Below are 20,345 nucleotides of genomic sequence, written 5' to 3' on the forward strand. Positions count from 1 at the left end.
CGCGATTCGCGACGACCTCGAGGTGTCGGCAGGCTTCAGCTCCGACGTGGAGGCCGAGGCTGCGGCGACCGTTGCCGCGGCGTCGCTTCCGACCGACGACCAGAGCGCTGTCGAGTTTGTGACCATCGACCCTGAGGGAGCAACCGACCTCGACCAGGCCGTGCACCTGTCACGACGTGGGGAGGGGTACCTGGTCAGGTACGCGATCGCCGAAGTGCCGGCGTTCGTGACGCCCGGTGGTGCCGTTGACACCGAAGCGCGACGGCGCGGTCAGACCCTGTACGCGCCCGACGGTCGCATCCCGCTGCATCCGACCGTGATCAGTGAGGGAGCAGCGTCGTTGCTCGAAGGCCAGCGTCGCGGGGCGTTTGTGTGGAGCTTCGAGTTGGATGCCGCGGCCAACGTCACCGCTACAACCCTGGCTAGGGCGCAGGTGCGGTCGCGGCACCAGTATTCGTACGCCGAGGTGCAGGCGCTCATCGACGACGGAACCGCCGTCGACTCGTTGCTCCTGCTCAGGGAGGTCGGCGTCAAGCGCATCCAGCTGGAGCGTGAGCGCGGGGGAGCCAGCCTGAACCGACCCGATGAGGAGGTCGAGTTCGTCGCGGGGCAGTACGTGCTGGTGCGCCGCAGCCCGCTGCCCGTTGAGGAGTGGAACGCGCAGATCTCCCTGATGACCGGTATGGCGGCCGCAGCGATCATGATCAAGGGCGGCATAGGCATCCTGCGCACGATGCCTGCGCCCGAGACCGAGACCCTGGAGAACTTTCGCCGACAGGTAGCTGCTCTTGGATGCCCGTGGCCGGTAACACAGCCCTACGGCGAGTACCTGCGAAGCATCGACCGCGACGACCCGCGAGGACTTGCCGCGATTCACGCGGCGGCGTCGCTGTTCCGCGGTGCCGGATACACGGCATTCGATGGCGAGGTGCCCGAGGGGCTGGTTCAGGCCGCGGTTGCTGCGCCCTACGCGCACACCACGGCGCCCCTGCGCCGACTCGTTGATCGCTTCGTGCTCATTACCTGCGAGGCACTGGTTGCAGGCACGCCGGTGCCGAGCTGGGTGCGGGAGGCGCTGCCCACCCTGCCTAAGCTGATGAGCCGCGCGGACTCCGTGGCCTCGGGGCTCGATCGGGCGTCGGTGGATGCGATCGAAGCCGCACTTCTTGCGGCCCGGGTCGGCGAGACCTTCGACGCGGTGGTGATCTCGGTGAGGAACGGCGGCGGAGGGTCACAGCCGTCGGGAATCATCCAGCTGACCGACCCGGTGGTCACCGCGCGGGTTGAGGGTGCCGTGGTGGCGGGGGAGTCCATAAGGGTGATGCTCGAGTCAGCTGACATCGCTACGGGTGCCGTAGTATTTCGCGCCTGAGCGCACCCTGATCTGCCCGGTCGCGACCACTGTCTCGAATCTCCCCGTCGCGGCGAGACCACCGTTCGTCGCAGGCACGACACCACCTGCCGCAGGCTTGGGTCGCTGCCGCGGCGCAGCTTTTATTGTCAGGGAACGCAGTGTCGCGAACAACAGGAGATGATCATGTCGAAAACCCTCACGAATCCGTCCCCGCAGTCTGGTGGTGAGGCCCTGCCTGGCGCCCTGCCACCCGTATCCATCGACCAGGTGCAGTCGAACAGAAAAAAGTGGACGCCCGCAAAGATCGTGCTCTGGGTCGCCATCGCGCTGCTCGGCGGAGTCGCCTGGACGATGCTGGCCATTGTGCGCGGAGAGACCGTCAACGCGATCTGGTTCGTGTTCGCCGCGATCTGCACCTACCTGATCGGCTACCGTTTCTACTCGAAAGTCATTCAGAAATTCATCACGAAACCGGATGACACGAGGGCGACGCCCGCCGAGTACAAGGCCGATGGCAAGGACTTCGTGCAGACCGACCGGCGGGTGCTGTTCGGCCACCACTTCGCGGCGATCGCCGGCGCGGGGCCACTGGTCGGCCCGGTGCTCGCCGCCCAGATGGGCTTCCTGCCCGGCACGATCTGGATCATCGTCGGCGTGATCTTCGCCGGCGCAGTGCAGGACTACCTGGTGCTGTTCTTCTCCACCCGGCGCGGCGGCCGATCGCTCGGCCAGATGGCTCGCGACGAGCTGGGCCGGGTGGGCGGGACCGCGGCGATCGTGGCATCCCTGCTCATCATGATCATCATCATCGCCATCCTCGCGCTGGTCGTTGTCAACGCGCTCGCGGCCAGCCCCTGGGGCGTGTTTAGCGTGGCCATGACCATCCCGATTGCGATCTTCATGGGGCTGTACCTGCGTTTCCTCCGGCCCGGTCGCATCACCGAGGTGTCGATCATCGGCTTCGTGCTGCTGATGCTCGCCATTGTCGGTGGCGGCTGGGTCTCGAACACCCCGTGGGGTGTCGCACTTTTCACCCTCGACCGCACCACCCTCGCCTGGGCGCTCATCATCTACGGCTTCATCGCCGCGATCCTGCCCGTGTGGCTGTTGCTGGCTCCCCGTGATTACCTCTCAACCTTCATGAAGATCGGTGTGATCGGGATGCTTGCTGCCGCAATCATCATCGTGCGCCCCGAGATTTCGGTGCCGGCGTTCAGCCAGTTCGCCGGTGGTGAGACCGGACCGGTCTTTCCCGGCTCGCTATTCCCCTTCCTCTTCGTCACCATCGCCTGCGGCGCCCTGTCGGGGTTCCACGCCCTGATTGCCTCTGGGACGACGCCGAAACTGCTACAGAAGGAACGCCAGTCGCGCTTCATCGGGTACGGCGGCATGCTCATGGAATCGTTCGTCGCGATCATGGCGCTTGTCGCCGCAATCTCTCTCGACCAGGGAATCTACTTCGCCATGAACTCCTCGGCCGCCGCCACCGGCGGCACCGTGGAAGGCGCGGTCGCGTGGGTCAACTCCCTCGGCATCACCGGCGTGAACCTGACCCCGGATGTGCTCACCCAGACTGCGCAAAATGTGGGTGAGGAATCCATCGTGTCGCGCACCGGTGGAGCACCGACGCTCGCTCTAGGCCTCGCCAACATCATGCAGCAGTTGATCGGCGGCAGCGGACTGATGGCCTTCTGGTATCACTTCGCGATCATGTTTGAGGCACTCTTCATCCTGACGGCGGTGGATGCTGGCACCCGCGTCTCGCGCTTCCAGCTGCAGGACAGCATCGGAAACCTCATCCCGAAGTTCAAGAACACGTCGTGGCAGCCCGGAGTGCTCATATCTACCGCGATCATGGTCGCGGGCTGGGGCGCGATCCTGCTCATGGGCGTCACCGACCCGCTGGGCGGCATCAACACCCTCTTCCCCCTGTTCGGCATCGCGAATCAACTGCTTGCCGCAATTGCCCTCTCCGTGTGCCTGGCGATCGTGGCGAAGACAGGTGCATTCACGTGGTTGTGGATCATCGCGCTGCCGCTGGCCTTCGTCTCGGTGGTCACCGTGACCGCATCGCTGTTGAAGATCTTCTCCCCGGTGCCCGCGGTCGGATACTGGGCCAATAACGCCGCGTTCCGCGGGGCGCTCGACGCCGGTGAGACCAGTTTTGGCAACGCCGCCACGGTGGAGGCCATGGAGGCCGTGGTGAGGAACACGACCATCCAGGGCTCCCTGTCGATCATCTTCGTCACGCTCGCGATCACCGTCATCATCAGCTCTGTCGTGGCGACGGTGACGTCATGGCGCAGCGGTGGGGGCCCGAGCAACGAGGACCCGCGGGTGGAGTCACGCGTCTTCGCGCCGAGCGGACTCATCGCCACGGCCGAAGAACGAGAGATCCAGGCCCAATGGGATGCGCTGCCCGCTGAGCGTCGACCCATCGTCACGAGCGGCCACTGACATGGCACCCGGGATGCCGGCAGCGATCCAGTGGATGACCCGTCGCGCACGATCCGTGAGCTGGTACATCACCTCGCTCATGGGCGATCGCGCGTACGACACCTACGTCGATCACCTCGCTGCGCGGCATCCCGGGATCGCTCCGGTAGACGAGCGTGCATTCTGGGTCGCCCGGTACCGCGAGCAGGAGGCAAATCCCGGTGCCCGATGCTGCTGAACGGGTGATCGGGCGGCGCACTGGTTATGCTGCGTAAATGGTGGATTCGACGCTGATCGCCGCGCTCGCGGGGGCGCTGGTCGGCGCCATCCTGACCCTCGCGGTGGTCATCGTGTGGAGATTCGCGCGCGGCTCTCGTGAGCTCGGCAGCGACGGCGAGCAGGCGACCTATCGCACATTGCACCTCGCGTCACGGGCGGCGGAACACCTGCGGGGAGGCCTCGCCGACGATGACGCGGTGCGGGCCGCCCGTCACCTGCGCACGCTGCTCGGCTGTGACATCCTCGCCATCGCGGATGCCAGGGGTTCGGTCGCGATCGACGGTTCCGGTGAGTCTCTGCGGCCGTTCGTGGCATCCATTGTCGATGTGCCGTTCGATGGTGCGCGCACGAAAGTTGTGGCGGTTCCTCCCAGCGCCAGGGTTGCGACGCCCTGGGCTATCGCCGCACCGATCATCGTCGACGGTTGCCTTGCCGGCGTCGTCATCGCGTTCGCGGCCTCCAGACATGCTCCGCTGGTTCGCGCGACGGGGGAGGTCGCGAGATGGGTCACGGCCCAGTTGCGCCTCGGTGATCTGGAGGCATCCCGAACGGCGCTGGCCGAGGCCCAGTTGCGCTCGCTCCGGTCACAGATCAGCCCACACTTCATTTACAACGCTCTCAACGCCATCGCCGCCTTCATCATCACCGACCCGCCGAAGGCCCGCGAACTGGTGATCGAGTTTGCCGACTTCACCCGCTACTCCTTCCGGCGGGCGGGGGACTTCACGACCGTTGCGGAGGAGCTGCGAAGCATCCACTCATATCTCGTCCTGGAGCGTGCCCGGTTCGGTGACCGCCTGGAGGTAACCCTGCGGATCGCGCCCGAGACGCTCTCGGCGGTAATTCCGTTCCTGTCGGTGCAGCCACTCGTGGAGAACTCGGTGCGGCACGGACTGGAGGCCCGTGAGCGTGGGGGTCGGATCACCATCAGCACAGAGGAGATCGGCGCGAATGTGCAGATCGTCGTCGAAGACAACGGCGTGGGTATGGACCCGGATCACCTGGAGGCCCATCTCGGTCGCCAGACCGAGCACGAGTCTGGCGGCGAAGACCACATCGGATTGCGCAACGTCGACACCAGGCTGCGCCGAGTGTACGGCGACGAGTACGGGCTGGTCATTGAAACAAATGTCGGCGCCGGAACGCTAGTGCGCATGAACGTGCCGCGATCCCAGCCCATGCATCACGCCCAGCTCGCCCCCGACACGGTGACGGGCGCGGCGTTATGATCGACGTGCTGATCGCCGATGATGAAGAGCCAGCGCTGGAAGCCCTTGAGTTCCTGCTTCGCCGTGACCCCCGCATTGCCCTCATTAGACGCGCCAACACCAGCGCTGGGGCGCTGCAGATTCTCACCAGCGAGAAAGTGGATGCCGCGTTGCTCGACATCCACATGCCCGGGCTGTCTGGCTTCGACCTGGCGCGGGCAATCAACCGTTTCGCCTCACCGCCGGTGATCGTGTTCGTGACCGCGGACGAGGAGACTGCGGTTGACGCGTTCGACCTGGACGCCACCGACTACCTGCTGAAGCCCGTGCGCCAGGACAGGCTCGCGCGAGCCGTCTCCCGCATCGAGGCCGCCCTCGCGCCCGGCGTGCCCGCGAAGCAGGATGATGAGGTGATCACCGTCATCCGTGGTGCCACCATTCGGCGCATCCGGCGCAGTGATGTTCGCTATGTGCAGGCTCAGGGCGACTATGCCCGGCTGCATACCGACGACGATAGCTACATCGTTCGCATTCCGATCACCGACCTCTGTGAGCAGTGGTCGGGCTCCGGTTTCCTGCGCGTTCATCGGTCGTTTCTGGTCGCTCTGGCCAGCGTCACGAGCGTGCGGGTCGGGTCGAACCCGGTCGTCACGGTCGGCGGCGTCGACCTGCCCGTGAGCCGGCGCCTGCTGCCGGCGGTGCGCGATGCCTTCGAGGCCAGAGGCGGGCGGCCGTGACAGTGCCGGAACCGCCGCCACTTCCCCGTCGTCGGGTCACCGCCCCACAACGCTCGATGCGCGCAAGCCCCGAACCCCGGTCTGCCGATCCCGGTATTCCGGATGCCAGCGCGGTGTACCTGGGCACCCTGATACGTGCGCAGCTCAGGCTGGCAACCACGCTCGCCATCGGTTTCGTGCTGACCCTGGCCGCGGCATCCGTCGCCATCGCCGTCATCCCGGTGCTCCAGGTGGCGACGATCTTCGGCGTGCCCTGGTCATGGGTGCTGCAGGCGTACGGCATGTACCCCCTCGTGGCGCTTTTTGCGCTGGTGTACGTGCGCGCCGCCGGCCGAAACGAGCAGCGCTATCGCTCACTGGAGACCCGCAGGTGAACCCCGTGCTTTCGGTGGTGGCGATCGCGTTCGTCGTTATCGCCACGGTCGTCATCGGGTTTTTCGGCCTGCGAATCTCGCGGACCACCGACGACTTCCTCGTCGCCTCGCGCACGGTGCGACCGTGGTGGAACGCCTCGGCGATCAGCGGTGAGTACCTGTCGGCGGCAACCTTCCTGGGCCTGGCGGGGCTCGTGCTGCTGGCGGGCTCCAGGGCGTTCTGGTTTCCGATCGGCTACTGCGCCGGATACCTCGCGCTGCTGCTCTTCGTCGCCGCACCGCTGCGCCGCAGCGGTGCTCGCACCATCCCGGACTTCATCGATGCGCGGCTGGATTCGCGGGCCGCCCGCAGGCTCACCAGCGTGCTCGTCGTACTGATCGCATGGCTGTACATCGTTCCGCAATTCCACGGCGCCGCGCTCACCATCAACGTTGTCACCGGTGCGCCGCCGTGGGTGGGTTCGGTCGGCGTGGCGATCATCGTGGCGGTGATTGTGGCGGCCGGGGGGATGCGCTCCATCACCTTTGTGCAGGGATTTCACTATTGGCTAAAACTCACCGCCCTCGGTGTCCCGGTCATTTTCCTGCTCCTTGCGACGGGTGATGTGAACACCACGATCGATCCGACGCTTGTGTTTCCGCTCGAGGACGGGCCGGGGGGCCAGGACCTTTACCGCACGGTCTCGCTCGTGCTCGCCCTGCTTCTGGGAACGATGGGCCTGCCGCACGTGCTTGTCCGCTTCTACACGAGCCCAGACGGACCATCCGCTCGACGCACGACGGTCATTGTCATCGTCATGATCAGTGCGTTCTACATGCTGTCGTCCACCATGGGGCTGATTGCTCGGCGCTTTGCGGGCGATCTCGCTGATCCGTCTACCGCAGATTCCGTGGTGCTGCTGTTGCCCTCTCGGCTGATCCCCGGGCTGGGGGGAGAGCTGATTACCGCCCTGATCATCGCGGGAGCCTTTGCCGCATTCATCTCCACTGCCTCCGGGCTGGTGGTCTCCATCGCGGGGGTCGTCAGCCAGGAAGTGCTGGGCGGCGGAGTGCGCGCATTCCGAGTGTCGGCACTGGCGAGCGTGGTCGTGCCCCTACTTGTGACCTTCGTCACTGTTCCGAGGGGGCTGACCAGCAGCGTCGGCCTCGTGTTTCTTGTCGCGGCGTCCAGCCTGTCGCCGGTGCTGCTGCTGGGGGTCTGGTGGCGAGGGCTCACCGCTCGGGGCGCTATCGCCGGCATGCTCGTGGGCAGCGGATCCGTCGCCGCCGCCCTCGTGGTGACGGCCACCGGCGCCGTGCGCGATCCGGTGCTCCAGTCTGCGCTCGCCCAGCCCGCCGCGTGGATTGTGCCGCTCGCGACAGCGACAAGTGTCGTCGCGTCGCTCGCGACCAGGCGGCTGCCATCGAATCGAGTTGATCGATTCTTCCTGCGGTTGCACGCGCCCGAGCGCTGACTCGTCCATCTCATCAGTCGACCGCGGCGCGCTTCCTGAATGCCGAGAGGTACCGCCGCTTCGGCGCGCATCGAATCCACCGCGGAAGACGGGGATAGAGGGCGCGGGCGAGTCGCACCAGTCGGCGGTAGCGACGTTCGTCGAAGGGCAGGTCGTACGCGCCGCGCAATTCCGGGTTCAGCAGACCCGCGGTGAGCAGCCTGACGGTGGGCATTGCAGTGCGCAGCCACCACGGTCCGGTTGAGGGATGAAGCAGCTCCCGCGCCACGCCCCTGGCAACGTCATCCACCCGAAGTGCCTGCTCGGCCCTGCTCCAGTATCGCGCGAAGGCCGCGCTGTCAGCGGGCCACATCGCCCGGGGAACCCCGAGCGCCGTCGCGATCACCGAGTAGTCCGCCAGCAGTGACTCCGCGTCCGCCGTGTTGATTGGGCCGTACACCAGCTCGCGAATTCGCATCGACGTGTCGTACAGGGTTGCCGCGACCCACAGCTGCAGGGTGTCATCCCGTGCGTCATACGGCACGGGGCCGCCGGGTGCGGAGCGCACGGGAGCGTGCGCGGTGCCCACCATTCTTGCCACGCGCCGAGACTCCTCGGGGGTGCCGTAGACGATCACGTAAAGGTAGGTGAGAGTGCCGTGGAGTCGGTCGAGCGGTCGGCGCGTGAAATCGCTGTGCTCGGCCACACCGTGCCCCACTCCGGGATTGGCGAGTTGCAGCAGGATGGCACGGGCACCTCCCGCCAACAGGATGCCCTCGGCCGAGACATCCCCGATCCGCAGGGGTTGGGGCAGGCGCTGGCGCATGGCTCCATTGTCTCGCTCTCGGCACGAGGTCGTGGTGCCGGTGCCGCAAAAGGTGATGTCAGTTCCGACTGACGTCAGTCTGAACTGACATCACCGTTGTACAGGTCGGCCCCGCGGCGTGAGGCGCGGCAAACGCACCTTCCGCACCAATGAAATGGTGCCGTCGCCGCACCTCACAGATAAGTCGAACGGCCTGAGCGGCAAAAGTCGAGCGGCCCGGCCACCCACCAGGATCCGCGGAACTTGTGTACGCGGCATCCACCTCGAATCAGGTCGCCTGTCAGAGCGAGTAAGCTTTCAGATGGCTAAAGTGTCTTGATGCCGAGCTAATTCGGGGAAAAGCACAAGCCATTCAACCGACACCGATCGCTACGATTGCGAGAGTTACGTGGATCTTTTCGAGTACCAGGCTCGAGACCTGTTCGAATCCTATGGAGTGCCTGTTCTTGCCGGCATCATCGCCGACACACCGGCCGAGGCGAAGGCGGCGGCCGAGAAGATCGGCGGCACCGTTGTCGTCAAGGCACAGGTCAAGGCCGGAGGTCGCGGCAAGGCCGGCGGCGTCAAGGTTGTGCATAATCCCGAGGATGCCGCCACCGCGGCCGAGGCCATTCTCGGCCTCGAGATCAAGGGGCTCACCGTCAACCGCGTCATGGTCGCCCAGGGTGCCCGCATTGACAAGGAGTACTTCTTCTCGATCCTGCTCGACCGCGCCAACCGCTCCTACCTGTCGCTGTGCAGCGTCGAGGGTGGAATGGAGATCGAGGAGCTCGCCGTCGAGCGTCCTGACGCCCTCGCGAAGATCGAGGTCGACCCGCTCGGCGGAATCGACCTCGCCAAAGCGACCGAGATCGCGCTCGCGGGCGGCTTCGACGCCGAGATCGCGGCCAAGGTCGCGCCGGTTCTCGTGAAGCTCTATGAGGTATTCAAGGGTGAGGATGCCACGCTCGTCGAGGTCAACCCGCTGGTACTCACCGAAGTCGGCCAGGTTCTCGCCCTCGACGGCAAGGTCACGCTCGACGAGAACGCCGCGTTCCGCCACCCGAACCATGAGGCACTCGAGGATGCGGCCGCCGCAGACCCGCTAGAGGCCAAGGCGAAGGCGAACGACCTCAACTACGTCAAGCTCGACGGCGAGGTCGGCATCATCGGCAACGGCGCCGGGCTCGTGATGTCCACTCTCGACGTGGTCAGCTACGCGGGTGAGAAGCACGGCGGCGTGCGACCTGCCAACTTCCTCGATATCGGCGGCGGAGCATCGGCCGAGGTGATGGCCGCCGGCCTCGACGTCATCCTCGGTGACCCCCAGGTGAAGAGCGTATTCGTCAACGTCTTCGGCGGTATCACCGCCTGTGACGCCGTCGCGAACGGCATCGTCGGCGCCCTGAAGGTGCTGGGCGATACCGCGAGCAAGCCACTGGTGGTGCGGCTCGACGGCAATAAGGTCGACGAGGGCCGAGCCATCCTGACCGCAGCAAACAACCCGCTGGTTACCCTGGCGGACACCATGGACGAGGGCGCCGATAAGGCCGCCGAGCTGGCTTCGAAGTAAGGGAAACAGGACATGTCGATCTTTCTCAATAAAGGCTCCAGGGTCATCGTGCAGGGCATCACCGGCGGCGAGGGCACCAAGCACACCGCACTGATGCTGAAGGCGGGCACCCAGGTTGTTGGTGGCGTGAACGCCCGCAAAGCAGGCACGACGGTCTCACATGATGGCGGCGTTGAGCTGCCCGTGTTCGGCACGGTGACCGAGGCGATGGATGCCACAGCGGCCGACGTCTCGATCGTGTTTGTCCCTCCCGCTTTCGCCAAAGACGCCGTGGTGGAGGCCATCGAGGCGGGCATGCCGCTGGTCGTGGTGATCACCGAGGGAATCCCCGTGCAGGACTCCGCGGAGTTCTGGGCGCTCGCGAAAGCCAAGGGCAATAAGACCCGCATCATCGGACCGAACTGCCCCGGCATCATCACCCCCGGAGAGTCGCTCGTCGGCATCACTCCGGCCACGATCACGGGCAAGGGCCCGGTCGGTCTCGTCTCGAAGTCCGGAACCCTGACGTACCAGATGATGTACGAGCTGCGCGACCTCGGCTTCTCCACGGCAATCGGTATCGGCGGCGACCCCATCGTCGGCACGACCCATATCGACGCCCTCGAGGCATTCGAGGCCGACCCCGAGACGAAGGCGATCGTGATGATCGGTGAAATCGGGGGAGACGCCGAAGAGCGCGCTGCCGACTACATCAAGGCCAACATGACCAAGCCCGTCGTCGCCTACGTCGCCGGCTTCACCGCCCCCGAGGGTAAGACGATGGGCCATGCCGGCGCGATTGTCTCCGCCGGTGCCGGAACAGCCCAGGGCAAGAAGGAGGCCCTCGAGGCCGCCGGTGTCAAGGTGGGCAAGACGCCCAGCGAGACTGCGACCCTGCTGCGCGAGGTGTTGGCAGCGCTGTAGGGCCGCGTCGCGCGGCTCATAAAGGCTGCCTTCTTGGATGCCTGGGCGTTTATGCTTGACGAACGTCCTGAGGAGTTGTGTGTGAACCGTCGTCTCTCTGCGCTTGCCGTCATTGGTTCGCTTGCGCTCGTCCTGTCTGGCTGCACTTTTATTTCACCGGCGCCCGTGCCGTCTGCGACGCAGGGGCCGACGCCGACCGATAAGGCAGGTTTCTACGGTCAGACCCTGGTCTGGACCGAGTGCGGGAAGGGCCTCGAATGCGCGACCGCCAAGGCCCCCATCGACTGGGATGCCCCGGCAGGCGGTGCGATCGACCTCGCCTTGGTCAAACATCCCGCCAGCGGCACAGCGCAAGGTTCCCTGCTGGTGAACCCCGGCGGCCCGGGCGGCTCGGGTTGGGACTTTGTGCAGGGCAGTGGCGATGCCGTCGCCGGGGCGCCGGTAGTCGAGAACTTCGACGTGGTGGGATGGGATCCACGTGGAGTCGGCCAGTCCACCCCCGTCACGTGTTTCACCGACCCGAAAGACACCGATAAGACGCTGTATGGCACCTACTCCAGCCCCTACGACACGCAGGGCTGGATCGACGAGCTGACGGTCGAGGAGCAGTCGTTCGCCGACGCCTGCAAGAAGAACACCGGTGACCTGCTCGGGAACGTCGACACGGTGAGCAACGCCCGCGACATGGACATGCTGCGCGCCGCCCTCGGCGACAAGAAGCTCAACTACCTGGGCTACTCCTATGGCACGTACTTCGGTACCGTGTATGCCGAGTTGTTCCCCGAGAACGTGGGCCGTCTGGTGCTTGACGGGGCCGTAGACCCCCTGCAGAGCGATTTCGAGAGCCTGAAATTCCAGATGGCGGGCTTCGACAGTGCGTTCCGCGCCTACCTGCAATCGTGCCTCGATGGTAAGGGCTGCCCATTTACGGGGACTGTGGATGACGCCGCGCTGCAGGTGCGCACCATCCTCGACGGCATCGACGCGCTCGGTCTGGTCAACGGCGACGGCAGGGTGCTTGATTCCGCGACGCTGGCCACAGGAATCCTGGGCAATTTGTATTCGGAGTCGTACTGGCCCGACATGACCACGATGTTTGCCGGCCTCGCGGACGGTGACCCCGCATTGTCGTTCACGAGCGCAGACAGCTACAACTCACGAAATGACGACGGCTCGTACCAGAGCAACTCCTACGAGGTCTATGTCGCCGCGACCTGCGTCGACGGTGATTTTGCGTCTGACCCGGCAACCACCTTGGATCGCATCGCCGAGATCGATGTGGCCGCCCCCATCCTGGGCAAATACGCCACCTACGACGATTTCGCCGTACTCGACATTGCGTGCTCTGCCTGGCCGTACCCGCGGGCAGACCTGCCAACCGCGTTCGACGCTGAGGGGGCCGCACCCATCCTGGTGATCGGCACCACCAACGACCCTGCAACGCCCTACGCATCGTCGGTTTCTCTCGCCAAACAGCTGTCCAGTGGAGTGCTGATCAGCTACAAGGGCGAGGGGCACACGATCTACAACCAGGGCGTAGCGTGCATCGACGATGTCGTCGACGCGTACTTTGTGAAGGGGACGGTGCCCGCGGCAGACCCGATGTGCTAGCGGTCGATTCGTTAGTCGTCGAGGGTGACCCGACGTGACACCGGCGGTGGCCACGCGGTCGCCCCGAGCTCGCGGGAGATGTTCCGTGCGGTCTCGCGCAGGTCGTTGAGCACGTTGTCTTCCGGAGGCCATTCGCTGGAGGGCATCACGACCGCGACGGCGGCGATCACACTTCCGCTGCGGTCGACGACGGGGGCAGCGACCGACGATTCGCCCAGCACGGCCTCGTCTTCCTCCATCGCGATTCCGCGATCCGCGACCTGGGCGAACTGCAGGATTAGTTTCGCCGGGTCGGTCACCGTGTCACCCGTGAGGCTCCTCAGCGGGCGCGAGAGTATGTCATCCGCGGCATCGGGGTTGTAGGTCAGCAGCACTTTGCCCATTGCCGAGGCATGGGCGGGAATGGACAGCCCGGTCTCGGGCATCTGCTCGCTGCCATCAGGCCTGAGATTGTGGTGGATGATGATGACCTCGTCGAAGAGCTCGGCACCGAGGCGGGTCGACAGCCCAGTCCGGCGAGAGAGTTCCCTGGTCCAGCGCATCGCGCGCGCCCGCACGTCGAGTGTGTCGAGATAGACATTGGACAGCTTGAGCAGCGCAGGGCCGAGCATATAGCGATTGCCGTTGGGCTCTTTTGCTACGAGACCGTGCGACTGCAGCGACTTCACTATCCCGTGCACGGTCGACGGGGGCAGTTCGAGTGCGGTGGCAAGTTCGGTGATACCGAGGTGGCGAGCGCCCTGCAGAGAGGACAGCACCTTCGCTGCTCGGTCGATCGACTGGATCAAGGCCATCCCTCTGGTCGTATTTCTTTCATTATGGGGGCTACATCGTCGTATTTCGTTCACGATGGGTCTTGACATCACCCCCATTTTGGTAGCATATTCGACATTACCGAATACAATTCCAATATTTTGGGATGACCCGGCTCCCGCCGTACTCGGTATCCCGCACGTTCAAAGGAGAACAATGGATGAGAACAAGCAGTGGCAAAAGCTCGCTGCAGAATTTCTTGGAACAGCCTTCCTCGTCTTCATCGGGGTTGGTTCTGTGCCAGCAACACTCATCGTCAATGGCGATGCTCCCTTCACCATGGCAAGCCTCGGATTCATATCGTTGGCGTTCGGCACGGTCGTCATCGCGACGGTGTACATCTTCGGATACATCTCGGGTAACCACATCAACCCGGCCGTCACGCTGGGTCTTGCGGTCACCGGAAAGTTCCCGTGGCGCGAGGTTCCCGGCTACCTGGCGGCACAGCTGCTCGGTGCGATCCTCGGTTCGTTCGCGATCGTCGGCGTGCTCGGCCCGAAGGCCAGCGAAGTAGGGCTCGGCGTGGCCTCCTACGGCCCCACCGTCCCGATTTATCAGGCGTTCATCGCCGAATTCGTCGGTACCTTCATCCTGGTCTTCACGGTGTTCGGGGTCATCCACCGCAAGGCCAGCCCCGGATTCGCCGGGCTTGTGATCGGCTTCGTCGTGTTCGCGGCGATCATCCCGGTCGCTCCCGCCACGGGCGCATCCATCAACCCCGCCCGCACCACCGGACCGATGCTCGTGCAGCAGCTGCTCGGCGGAGAAGTGCAGTGGGAACAGTGGCCGGTGTACGTGATCGCCGAACTGCTGGCCGGCGTCGCGGCCGCCCTGCTGTTCGGGCTGATCTCACGCACGCAGGCAGACAACACCACCCTCACCGAAGCACTCACCGAAGAGAAGGCCAAGTAATGAAGAAGCTCATCAACGCACCCGAGGCCGTGCTGGCAGACGCGCTCGTCGGCGTCGCGGCCGCGCATCCGGAGTTGAATGTCGACCACGTCAATCGCATCATCTACCGCGGAACGCGTACCAAGGCAGGCAAGGTCGCCCTGATTTCGGGCGGAGGAAGCGGGCACGAGCCCCTGCACGGCGGCTTCGTCGGATTCGGGATGCTCGATGCCGCCTGTGCCGGCGAGGTCTTCACTTCTCCGACCCCCGACCAGATGCAGGAGGCCACGAAGGTAGCGGATTCCGGCGCCGGAGTGCTGCACATCGTGAAGAACTACACGGGCGACGTGATGAACTTCGAGATGGCGGCCGAGATGGCCGAGGCCGAGACCGGCGTCAAGGTCTCCGCGGTCGTGGTCAACGACGACGTTGCAGTGGAGGACTCTACCTGGACGGCCGGTCGCCGCGGGGTAGGAACAACCGTACTGCTCGAGAAGATCGTGGGTGCCGCGGCCGAGGAGGGTCACGATCTCGCGGCCATCACCGCGCTGGCGAACCGGGTCAACGAATCCGGACGCTCCATGGGCATGGCCCTGACGAGTTGCACGGTCCCGTCGGCCGGTAAGCCGACCTTCGAGATTCCGGACGACATGATGGAGATCGGCGTGGGCATCCATGGCGAGCCAGGCCGGCACCGCGTCGCACTCGCGGGCGCGGCATCCATCGCCCAGCAATTGGTCGAACCGGTGCTGGCAGATCTCGACTTCACCGGCGGCCCGGTCATCGCGATGCTCAACGGCATGGGCGGCACACCGCTGCTCGAGCTGTACCTGATGTACGGCGAGGTCGCGAAGCTGCTCGAGAAGGCCGGCGTCAGTGTGGCCCGCACCCTCGTGGGCAACTACATCACCAGCCTCGACATGGCCGGCTGCTCGGTGACGTTGCTGAAGGTCGACGATGAATTGCTGAGGCTCTGGGATGCTCCGGTCAACACGTCCGGGCTTCGCTGGGGAGTGTAAAGGTAATGTCAAAAGGCACCGTCTCTCTTGATCAGCTCGTCGACTGGCTCGCCCGGTTTCGTGACCTGGTGACCAAACAGCAGGCCTATCTGACCGAACTGGATTCGGCTATCGGCGACGCCGATCACGGGTCGAATATGACCCGCGGGATGACCGCCGTGATGGAGAAGATCGGTGCCGCACAGTCAGCAGGCACGCCAGCGACCGCCGTCGATGAGCTGTTCAAGTCCGTGGGGATGACCCTCGTGACCTCCGTCGGCGGCGCGAGCGGCCCCCTGTATGGCACCTTTTTTCTCCGGATGGGGATGACCGCGGGGCCGGTCACCACACTCGATGGCGCCGCGCTCTCCGCCGCCCTGCGTGCCGGACTCGGCGGTGTCGTGGCCAGGGGCAGGGCCGAGTCGGGCGATAAGACCATGTTCGACGCGATGGCCCCGGCGTTGGACGCCCTGGATGCGAGTCTTGCCGCCGACGGGGACTGTGCCGCCGCGGCATCCGCAGCCTTTGTCGCGGCCGAGGCGGGCAGGGATGCCACCGAGCCGCTGACCGCTCGCAAAGGTCGGGCCAGCTACCTGGGCGAGCGCAGCGCTGGCCACATCGACCCTGGAGCCACATCGACGGCCCTGCTCTTCGAGGCGCTCACCGGCGCGATTCCGCAGGCGCCGTCGTGATCGGCATCGTCGTGGTCTCGCACAGCCCCGGGCTGGCCGAGGCCGCGGTGCACCTTGCCCTCGAGATGGTGTCCGGCGCACCTCCGCCCATCGCGATCGCGGCGGGAGCTGGGGAGGGTGTGATCGGCACGGATGCCACTAAGGTAGCCGCCGCGATCGACGAGGTCTCGAATCCCGAGGGTGTCATCGTGTTCATGGATCTCGGCTCGGCGGTGCTCAGCGCGACCATGGCACTGGAATTCATCGAGACCAGCACCACCGTGCGCTTGAGCGATGCGCCGTTCGTGGAAGGCATCATTGCGGCGGTGGTACTTGCGGCCGCGGGTGCGGGTCTCGATGAGGTCGAGCGTGAGGCGCACGGTGCAATGGATGCCAAACGCGGGCAGCTCGATCGCCCTGCCCCGGCGCTCGCCACGCCGCCCGCCACGCCGCCCGCCACCGATGCCGTGCACGTCGACGAAACTCTCGTCAACCCCGACGGCCTGCACTCCCGGCCTGCCGCCGCCATGGTGAAGGCCGTCTCCACGTTCGACGCGAAGGTCACTATCGCTGACCTGACGACGGGCACAGGCCCGGTCGCTGCCAACAGCCTCGTCGGCCTGATGTCCTTGGGCAGCAAGACGGGTGACGTCATAAGAATTTCGGCGACCGGGCCGCAGGCTGTCGAAGCGGTGGAGGCACTGCGCGAGATGGTGGTCGACGGTTTCGGCGAGTTGCCGTAGGCGAGGTGAGGTCGCGCTTCGCTGACCACCGAATCGACGCTTACCCGGTAGGCCGCGCCGAGGGCTGCACAATGCACGGGTAGTGTCGCCAAGGTCATGAATCGCCAGCTCACCGCCCTGTTCGCCGCATTCGAGGCGCTGCTCGTGGTGGCGATCGGTGTCGCGATTCCGCTGGTTCCGCTGACACTGCTGTGGGGCATCCAATACGGCCTCGCGATCGACTGGGCCGTGTTCTGGCGAGTCGCGGTAGACACCTGGTTGCTGGGCCATGGTGTGGATATCACGATGATGCTCGACCCCGTGACGGCCACACAATTCGGCTTCCCGACCGCCGGCGCCCCGTTCACGCTGACGATTGCGCTGCTCGGCTTTGCGCTGCTCACGGTGCTTCTCGGCGTCAGGGCCGGTCGTCGGGTCGCCGAAACGCGCTACCGGATCATGGGTGAACTCGTCTCCCTCATCACGTTCGCGCTGGCATCATTCGGTGTCACTTTCTCGGCGCTGCATCCCGAAGCCAGACCCTCGCTCGTGCAGGGCACGCTTTTGCCCACCCTCGTCTTCGCGGTCGGGATGGCGATCGGCGTGCGTCGAACGCGCAACCAAATGGATGACCGTGGCAGCTCGATTCGCGACTGGGTCAACGATTGGCCCGCCACCGTGCGCGCCGTCGTGGTGACAGCCCTTCGAGGGGGAGCCGCGGCCGCCGCCGCCGTGCTCACCCTCGCGGCGGTGGTCACATCGGCCGCCATCCTCGTATCGTATGCGCGGATTATCACGCTCTACGAGAGCCTGCACACCGAGGTTCTGGGTGGTGTCACGATCACCCTCGGCCAGCTCGCGCTGCTGCCGAACCTGGTGATCTACACCGCGAGTTGGCTCGTCGGGCCCGGCTTCGCCCTCGGCACCGGTTCGGCGGTCAGCCCGCTGGCCACGCAGCTCGGGCCCGTTCCGGCCATCCCCGTACTTGGGGCGCTGCCGCCGGGCGAGGTCGCCTTCGGCTTCGTCGGGCTGCTGGTTCCGGTGGTCGTGGGATTCCTCATCGGCGCGATCCTCGGTGTTTCGGCGCGCAGGACACTCGGTGGTCGTGGACTCGTGCTTGCGGCGATCGGCATCGGTGTGGTCGGCGGTGTCATTCTGGGGCTGCTGGCCTGGGCATCCACTGGCTCGGCTGGGCCGGGGCGACTGCAGGATGTTGGGCCGGATCCCCTCGCCGTGGGCGGCTGGGCGATGCTTGAACTGGGGCTGTCGGCGCTGGCCGGCTTGTTCGCCAGCCTGCGGAAAAGCCCCGCGAAGCTCGACGGTCTGCGGCGCTAAGCTTGCGGGGTGCTGTCACTCGTGGTCCTGATTTCGGGGGGCGGGTCGAACCTTCTCGCGTTGCTCGAGGCGGCGGAAGACGCGCAGTTCCCGGCGCGCGTCGTCGCTGTGGGCGCGGATCGTCCCGCAGACGGCTTCGACCATGCCGAGAGATTCGGGGTGCCTACCTTCTCGGTGGCGATGTCAAACTTTTCGGATCGTGACGAGTGGGGCGATGTGCTACTCGAACAGATTCAGGTGTGGCAACCCGATCTGGTCATCCTCAGTGGCTTCATGAAACTGCTTCCCCGGCGGGTCATCGCGGCCCTCTCGCCCAACCTGGTGAACACCCATCCGGCGTACCTGCCCGAATTTCCCGGTGCGCATGGAGTTCGGGATGCGCTCGCCGCCGGCGTCGCTGAGACCGGTGCCAGCGTCATCGTCGTTGACAATGGCGTCGACAGCGGGCCGATCATCTCGCAGGAACGAGTGCCGGTGATGCCGGGTGACACCGAAACTGTGCTTCATGAGCGCATCAAGGCGGTCGAGCGTCGGCTGCTGATCCAGGCTGTGCTCGACATCGCCAATTCCCACATCGACCTGAAGGAGCTCAGTTGAGCGCGGGAGAGCTATGACGGTCGCGAAGCGACCTGCGACCCCAGCGCCGAGGGAGCCCGCGACCGAGGAGACGACTGAATGAGTGCAACGATTCGCAAGGAATCCGACTATCGGAAGCGAGACGTGATCCCCATCACTCGCGCCCTGATCTCGGTGAGTGATAAGACTGCGCTCGTCGAGCTGGCGACCGCCCTCGTCGGTGCCGGGATCGAAATCGTATCGACCGGTTCGACGGCGAAGACTATCGCCGATGCCGGGCTCGCCGTGACTGAGGTCGCCGCGGTTACCGGTTTCCCGGAGTCCCTCGACGGCCGTGTGAGAACCCTGCACCCCGCCATTCACGCCGGGCTGCTTGCCGACCTCCGGCTCGAGTCTCACGAGCGGGAGCTCGCCGAACTCGGCATCGAGGCGTTCCAACTGGTGGTCTCGAACCTGTACCCCTTTGTCGAGACCGTGGCATCCGGCGCCCAGGTCGACGACGTGATCGAGCAAATCGATATCGGCGGCCCCGCACTGGTACGCGCCTCGGCGAAGAACCACGCGAACGTCGCGATCGTCACCAGCCCGGCGAGCTACCCCCAGGTCATCAAGGCGCTCGCCCTGGGGGGAACTACCCTCGCGCAGCGGCAGCGACTGGCAGGCGAAGCATTTATGCACACAGCGGCATATGATGCGGCCGTCGCCGAATATTTTGCTGAAAACGTCGGAATCGCAGCCCATCCGGCCGAGATATCGACCAGCTCGATCCGACTCGACTTCGAGCTCAAAGCCATTCTGCGCTACGGAGAGAATTCCCATCAGACTGCTTCGCTCTTCGTGGAGGAGGGTGGCCAGGGTATCGCCCAGGCCGTTCAGCTGAACGGCAAAGAGATGTCGTACAACAACTACGTCGACGCCGACGCCGCGTTGCGTGCCGCCTATGACTTCGACGAGCCCGCGGTCGCCATCATCAAGCATGCGAACCCCTGCGGAATCGCGGTATCCCGGGGAGCGGGTGACCCGATTGCCTCGGCCCACGCTCGGGCGCACGCCTGTGACCCGGTCTCGGCGTACGGCGGTGTGATTGCGGCAAACAGATCCATCACCCTCAAAGCCGCCCAGTCGATCAAAGACATCTTTACCGAGGTTGTGGTGGCCCCCGACTTCGAGCCCGACGCGCTCGAGCTGCTGCGCTCGAAGAAGAACCTAAGGTTGCTGAAACTGCCCGCGGGCTACAGCAGGGCGCCCCAGGAGTTTCGGCAGATCTCGGGCGGGGCGCTCGTGCAGTCACCGGACACCTACGCAGGCTTCACCTCAGCGGCATGGATGCTCGTGGCCGGAGCCGAAGCGGACGCCCCCACCCGCGCCGATCTCGAGTTCGCATGGCGTGCGGTGCGGGCCGTGAAGTCGAACGCCATCCTGCTCGCTCATGACGGCGCATCCGTCGGGGTCGGAATGGGCCAGGTCAACCGCGCCGACTCATGTCAGCTCGCCGTGACTCGGGCTGGCGACCGCGCGGCAGGTTCGGTAGCCGCCAGTGACGCATTCTTCCCCTTCGCTGACGGGCTCGAGATTCTGCTTGCCGCTGGCGTCACGGCGGTGGTGCAGCCGGGCGGCTCCATCCGC

General features: G+C 65.5%; 19 protein-coding genes. 17 read left to right on the forward strand and 2 right to left on the reverse strand.

Translation table 11 applies throughout. From position 1 onward, the window contains the following. From RMN95_RS03340 to RMN95_RS03370, 7 genes are all read left to right on the forward strand, one after another. Positions 1-1,372: RNB domain-containing ribonuclease (locus RMN95_RS03340; RefSeq protein ID WP_309615545.1), on the forward strand; the 1,372-nt coding region annotated here is incomplete at its 5' end. A gap of 165 nt (positions 1,373-1,537) precedes the next feature. After that, entirely contained in the window at positions 1,538-3,811 is a 2,274-nt protein-coding gene (locus RMN95_RS03345) for a carbon starvation CstA family protein (RefSeq protein ID WP_309615546.1), read from the forward strand. Between the two features lie 13 nt (positions 3,812-3,824). After that, positions 3,825-4,028 carry a YbdD/YjiX family protein gene (locus tag RMN95_RS03350; RefSeq protein ID WP_309615547.1) on the forward strand — a complete coding sequence of 68 codons (204 nt, stop codon included), beginning with the start codon at positions 3,825-3,827 and terminating at the stop codon, positions 4,026-4,028. Between the two features lie 37 nt (positions 4,029-4,065). Next, positions 4,066-5,298 carry a histidine kinase gene (locus RMN95_RS03355; RefSeq protein WP_309615548.1) on the forward strand — a complete coding sequence of 411 codons (1,233 nt, stop codon included), beginning with the start codon at positions 4,066-4,068 and terminating at the stop codon, positions 5,296-5,298. After that, positions 5,295-6,014 carry a LytTR family DNA-binding domain-containing protein gene (locus RMN95_RS03360; protein WP_309615549.1) on the forward strand — a complete coding sequence of 240 codons (720 nt, stop codon included), beginning with the start codon at positions 5,295-5,297 and terminating at the stop codon, positions 6,012-6,014. The genes RMN95_RS03355 and RMN95_RS03360 overlap by 4 nt, the downstream gene beginning before the upstream one ends. Further along, entirely contained in the window at positions 6,011-6,388 is a 378-nt protein-coding gene (locus tag RMN95_RS03365; protein ID WP_309615550.1) for a heavy metal transporter, read from the forward strand. Before RMN95_RS03360 ends, RMN95_RS03365 begins: the two co-directional genes overlap by 4 nt. After that, entirely contained in the window at positions 6,385-7,842 is a 1,458-nt protein-coding gene (locus RMN95_RS03370) for a cation acetate symporter (RefSeq protein WP_309615551.1), read from the forward strand. The genes RMN95_RS03365 and RMN95_RS03370 overlap by 4 nt, the downstream gene beginning before the upstream one ends. 13 nt (positions 7,843-7,855) lie before the next feature. Here RMN95_RS03370 and RMN95_RS03375 read toward each other — a convergent pair whose 3' ends face one another. Further along, positions 7,856-8,647 (reverse strand): oxygenase MpaB family protein, encoded by a 792-nt coding sequence (locus RMN95_RS03375; RefSeq protein ID WP_309615552.1) that lies wholly within the window; start codon positions 8,645-8,647, stop codon positions 7,856-7,858. A 388-nt stretch (positions 8,648-9,035) separates the two neighbouring features. Here RMN95_RS03375 and sucC point away from each other — a divergent pair, with 388 nt between their 5' ends. From sucC to RMN95_RS03390, 3 genes are all read left to right on the forward strand, one after another. Beyond that, entirely contained in the window at positions 9,036-10,199 is a 1,164-nt protein-coding gene (gene sucC / locus RMN95_RS03380; protein ID WP_309615553.1) for an ADP-forming succinate--CoA ligase subunit beta, read from the forward strand. A 12-nt stretch (positions 10,200-10,211) separates the two neighbouring features. Beyond that, positions 10,212-11,102: a succinate--CoA ligase subunit alpha gene (gene sucD / locus RMN95_RS03385; RefSeq protein WP_309615554.1), complete on the forward strand. Its 891-nt coding sequence runs from the start codon at positions 10,212-10,214 to the stop codon at positions 11,100-11,102. A gap of 81 nt (positions 11,103-11,183) precedes the next feature. Further along, positions 11,184-12,713 carry an alpha/beta hydrolase gene (locus RMN95_RS03390; RefSeq protein ID WP_309615555.1) on the forward strand — a complete coding sequence of 510 codons (1,530 nt, stop codon included), beginning with the start codon at positions 11,184-11,186 and terminating at the stop codon, positions 12,711-12,713. 11 nt (positions 12,714-12,724) lie between these two features. Here the strand turns inward: RMN95_RS03390 and RMN95_RS03395 are convergent, their stop codons facing one another. Further along, entirely contained in the window at positions 12,725-13,507 is a 783-nt protein-coding gene (locus RMN95_RS03395) for an IclR family transcriptional regulator (protein WP_309615556.1), read from the reverse strand. A 175-nt stretch (positions 13,508-13,682) separates the two neighbouring features. Here RMN95_RS03395 and RMN95_RS03400 point away from each other — a divergent pair, with 175 nt between their 5' ends. The 7 genes from RMN95_RS03400 to purH form a co-directional block, all read left to right on the forward strand. Continuing rightward, positions 13,683-14,438 carry an MIP/aquaporin family protein gene (locus RMN95_RS03400; RefSeq protein ID WP_309615557.1) on the forward strand — a complete coding sequence of 252 codons (756 nt, stop codon included), beginning with the start codon at positions 13,683-13,685 and terminating at the stop codon, positions 14,436-14,438. Then, a complete protein-coding gene (gene dhaK, locus RMN95_RS03405) occupies positions 14,438-15,436 on the forward strand; it encodes a dihydroxyacetone kinase subunit DhaK (RefSeq protein WP_309615558.1) in 999 nt (332 codons plus the stop codon). Before RMN95_RS03400 ends, dhaK begins: the two co-directional genes overlap by 1 nt. A gap of 5 nt (positions 15,437-15,441) precedes the next feature. Beyond that, a complete protein-coding gene (dhaL, locus tag RMN95_RS03410) occupies positions 15,442-16,107 on the forward strand; it encodes a dihydroxyacetone kinase subunit DhaL (RefSeq protein WP_309615559.1) in 666 nt (221 codons plus the stop codon). Continuing rightward, a complete protein-coding gene (gene dhaM / locus RMN95_RS03415; RefSeq protein WP_309615560.1) occupies positions 16,104-16,829 on the forward strand; it encodes a dihydroxyacetone kinase phosphoryl donor subunit DhaM in 726 nt (241 codons plus the stop codon). The genes dhaL and dhaM overlap by 4 nt, the downstream gene beginning before the upstream one ends. A gap of 96 nt (positions 16,830-16,925) precedes the next feature. After that, complete coding sequence (locus RMN95_RS03420) at positions 16,926-18,143, forward strand: DUF6350 family protein (protein ID WP_309615561.1); 1,218 nt, start codon at positions 16,926-16,928, stop codon at positions 18,141-18,143. Between the two features lie 9 nt (positions 18,144-18,152). Continuing rightward, positions 18,153-18,740 (forward strand): phosphoribosylglycinamide formyltransferase, encoded by a 588-nt coding sequence (gene purN / locus RMN95_RS03425; RefSeq protein WP_309615562.1) that lies wholly within the window; start codon positions 18,153-18,155, stop codon positions 18,738-18,740. Between the two features lie 78 nt (positions 18,741-18,818). Continuing rightward, positions 18,819-20,345 (forward strand): bifunctional phosphoribosylaminoimidazolecarboxamide formyltransferase/IMP cyclohydrolase (gene purH, locus RMN95_RS03430; RefSeq protein ID WP_309615563.1); only part of this gene is annotated, 1,527 nt, incomplete at its 3' end.

Source organism: Salinibacterium sp. (assembly GCF_031364185.1).
Lineage (GTDB): Bacteria > Actinomycetota > Actinomycetes > Actinomycetales > Microbacteriaceae > Rhodoglobus.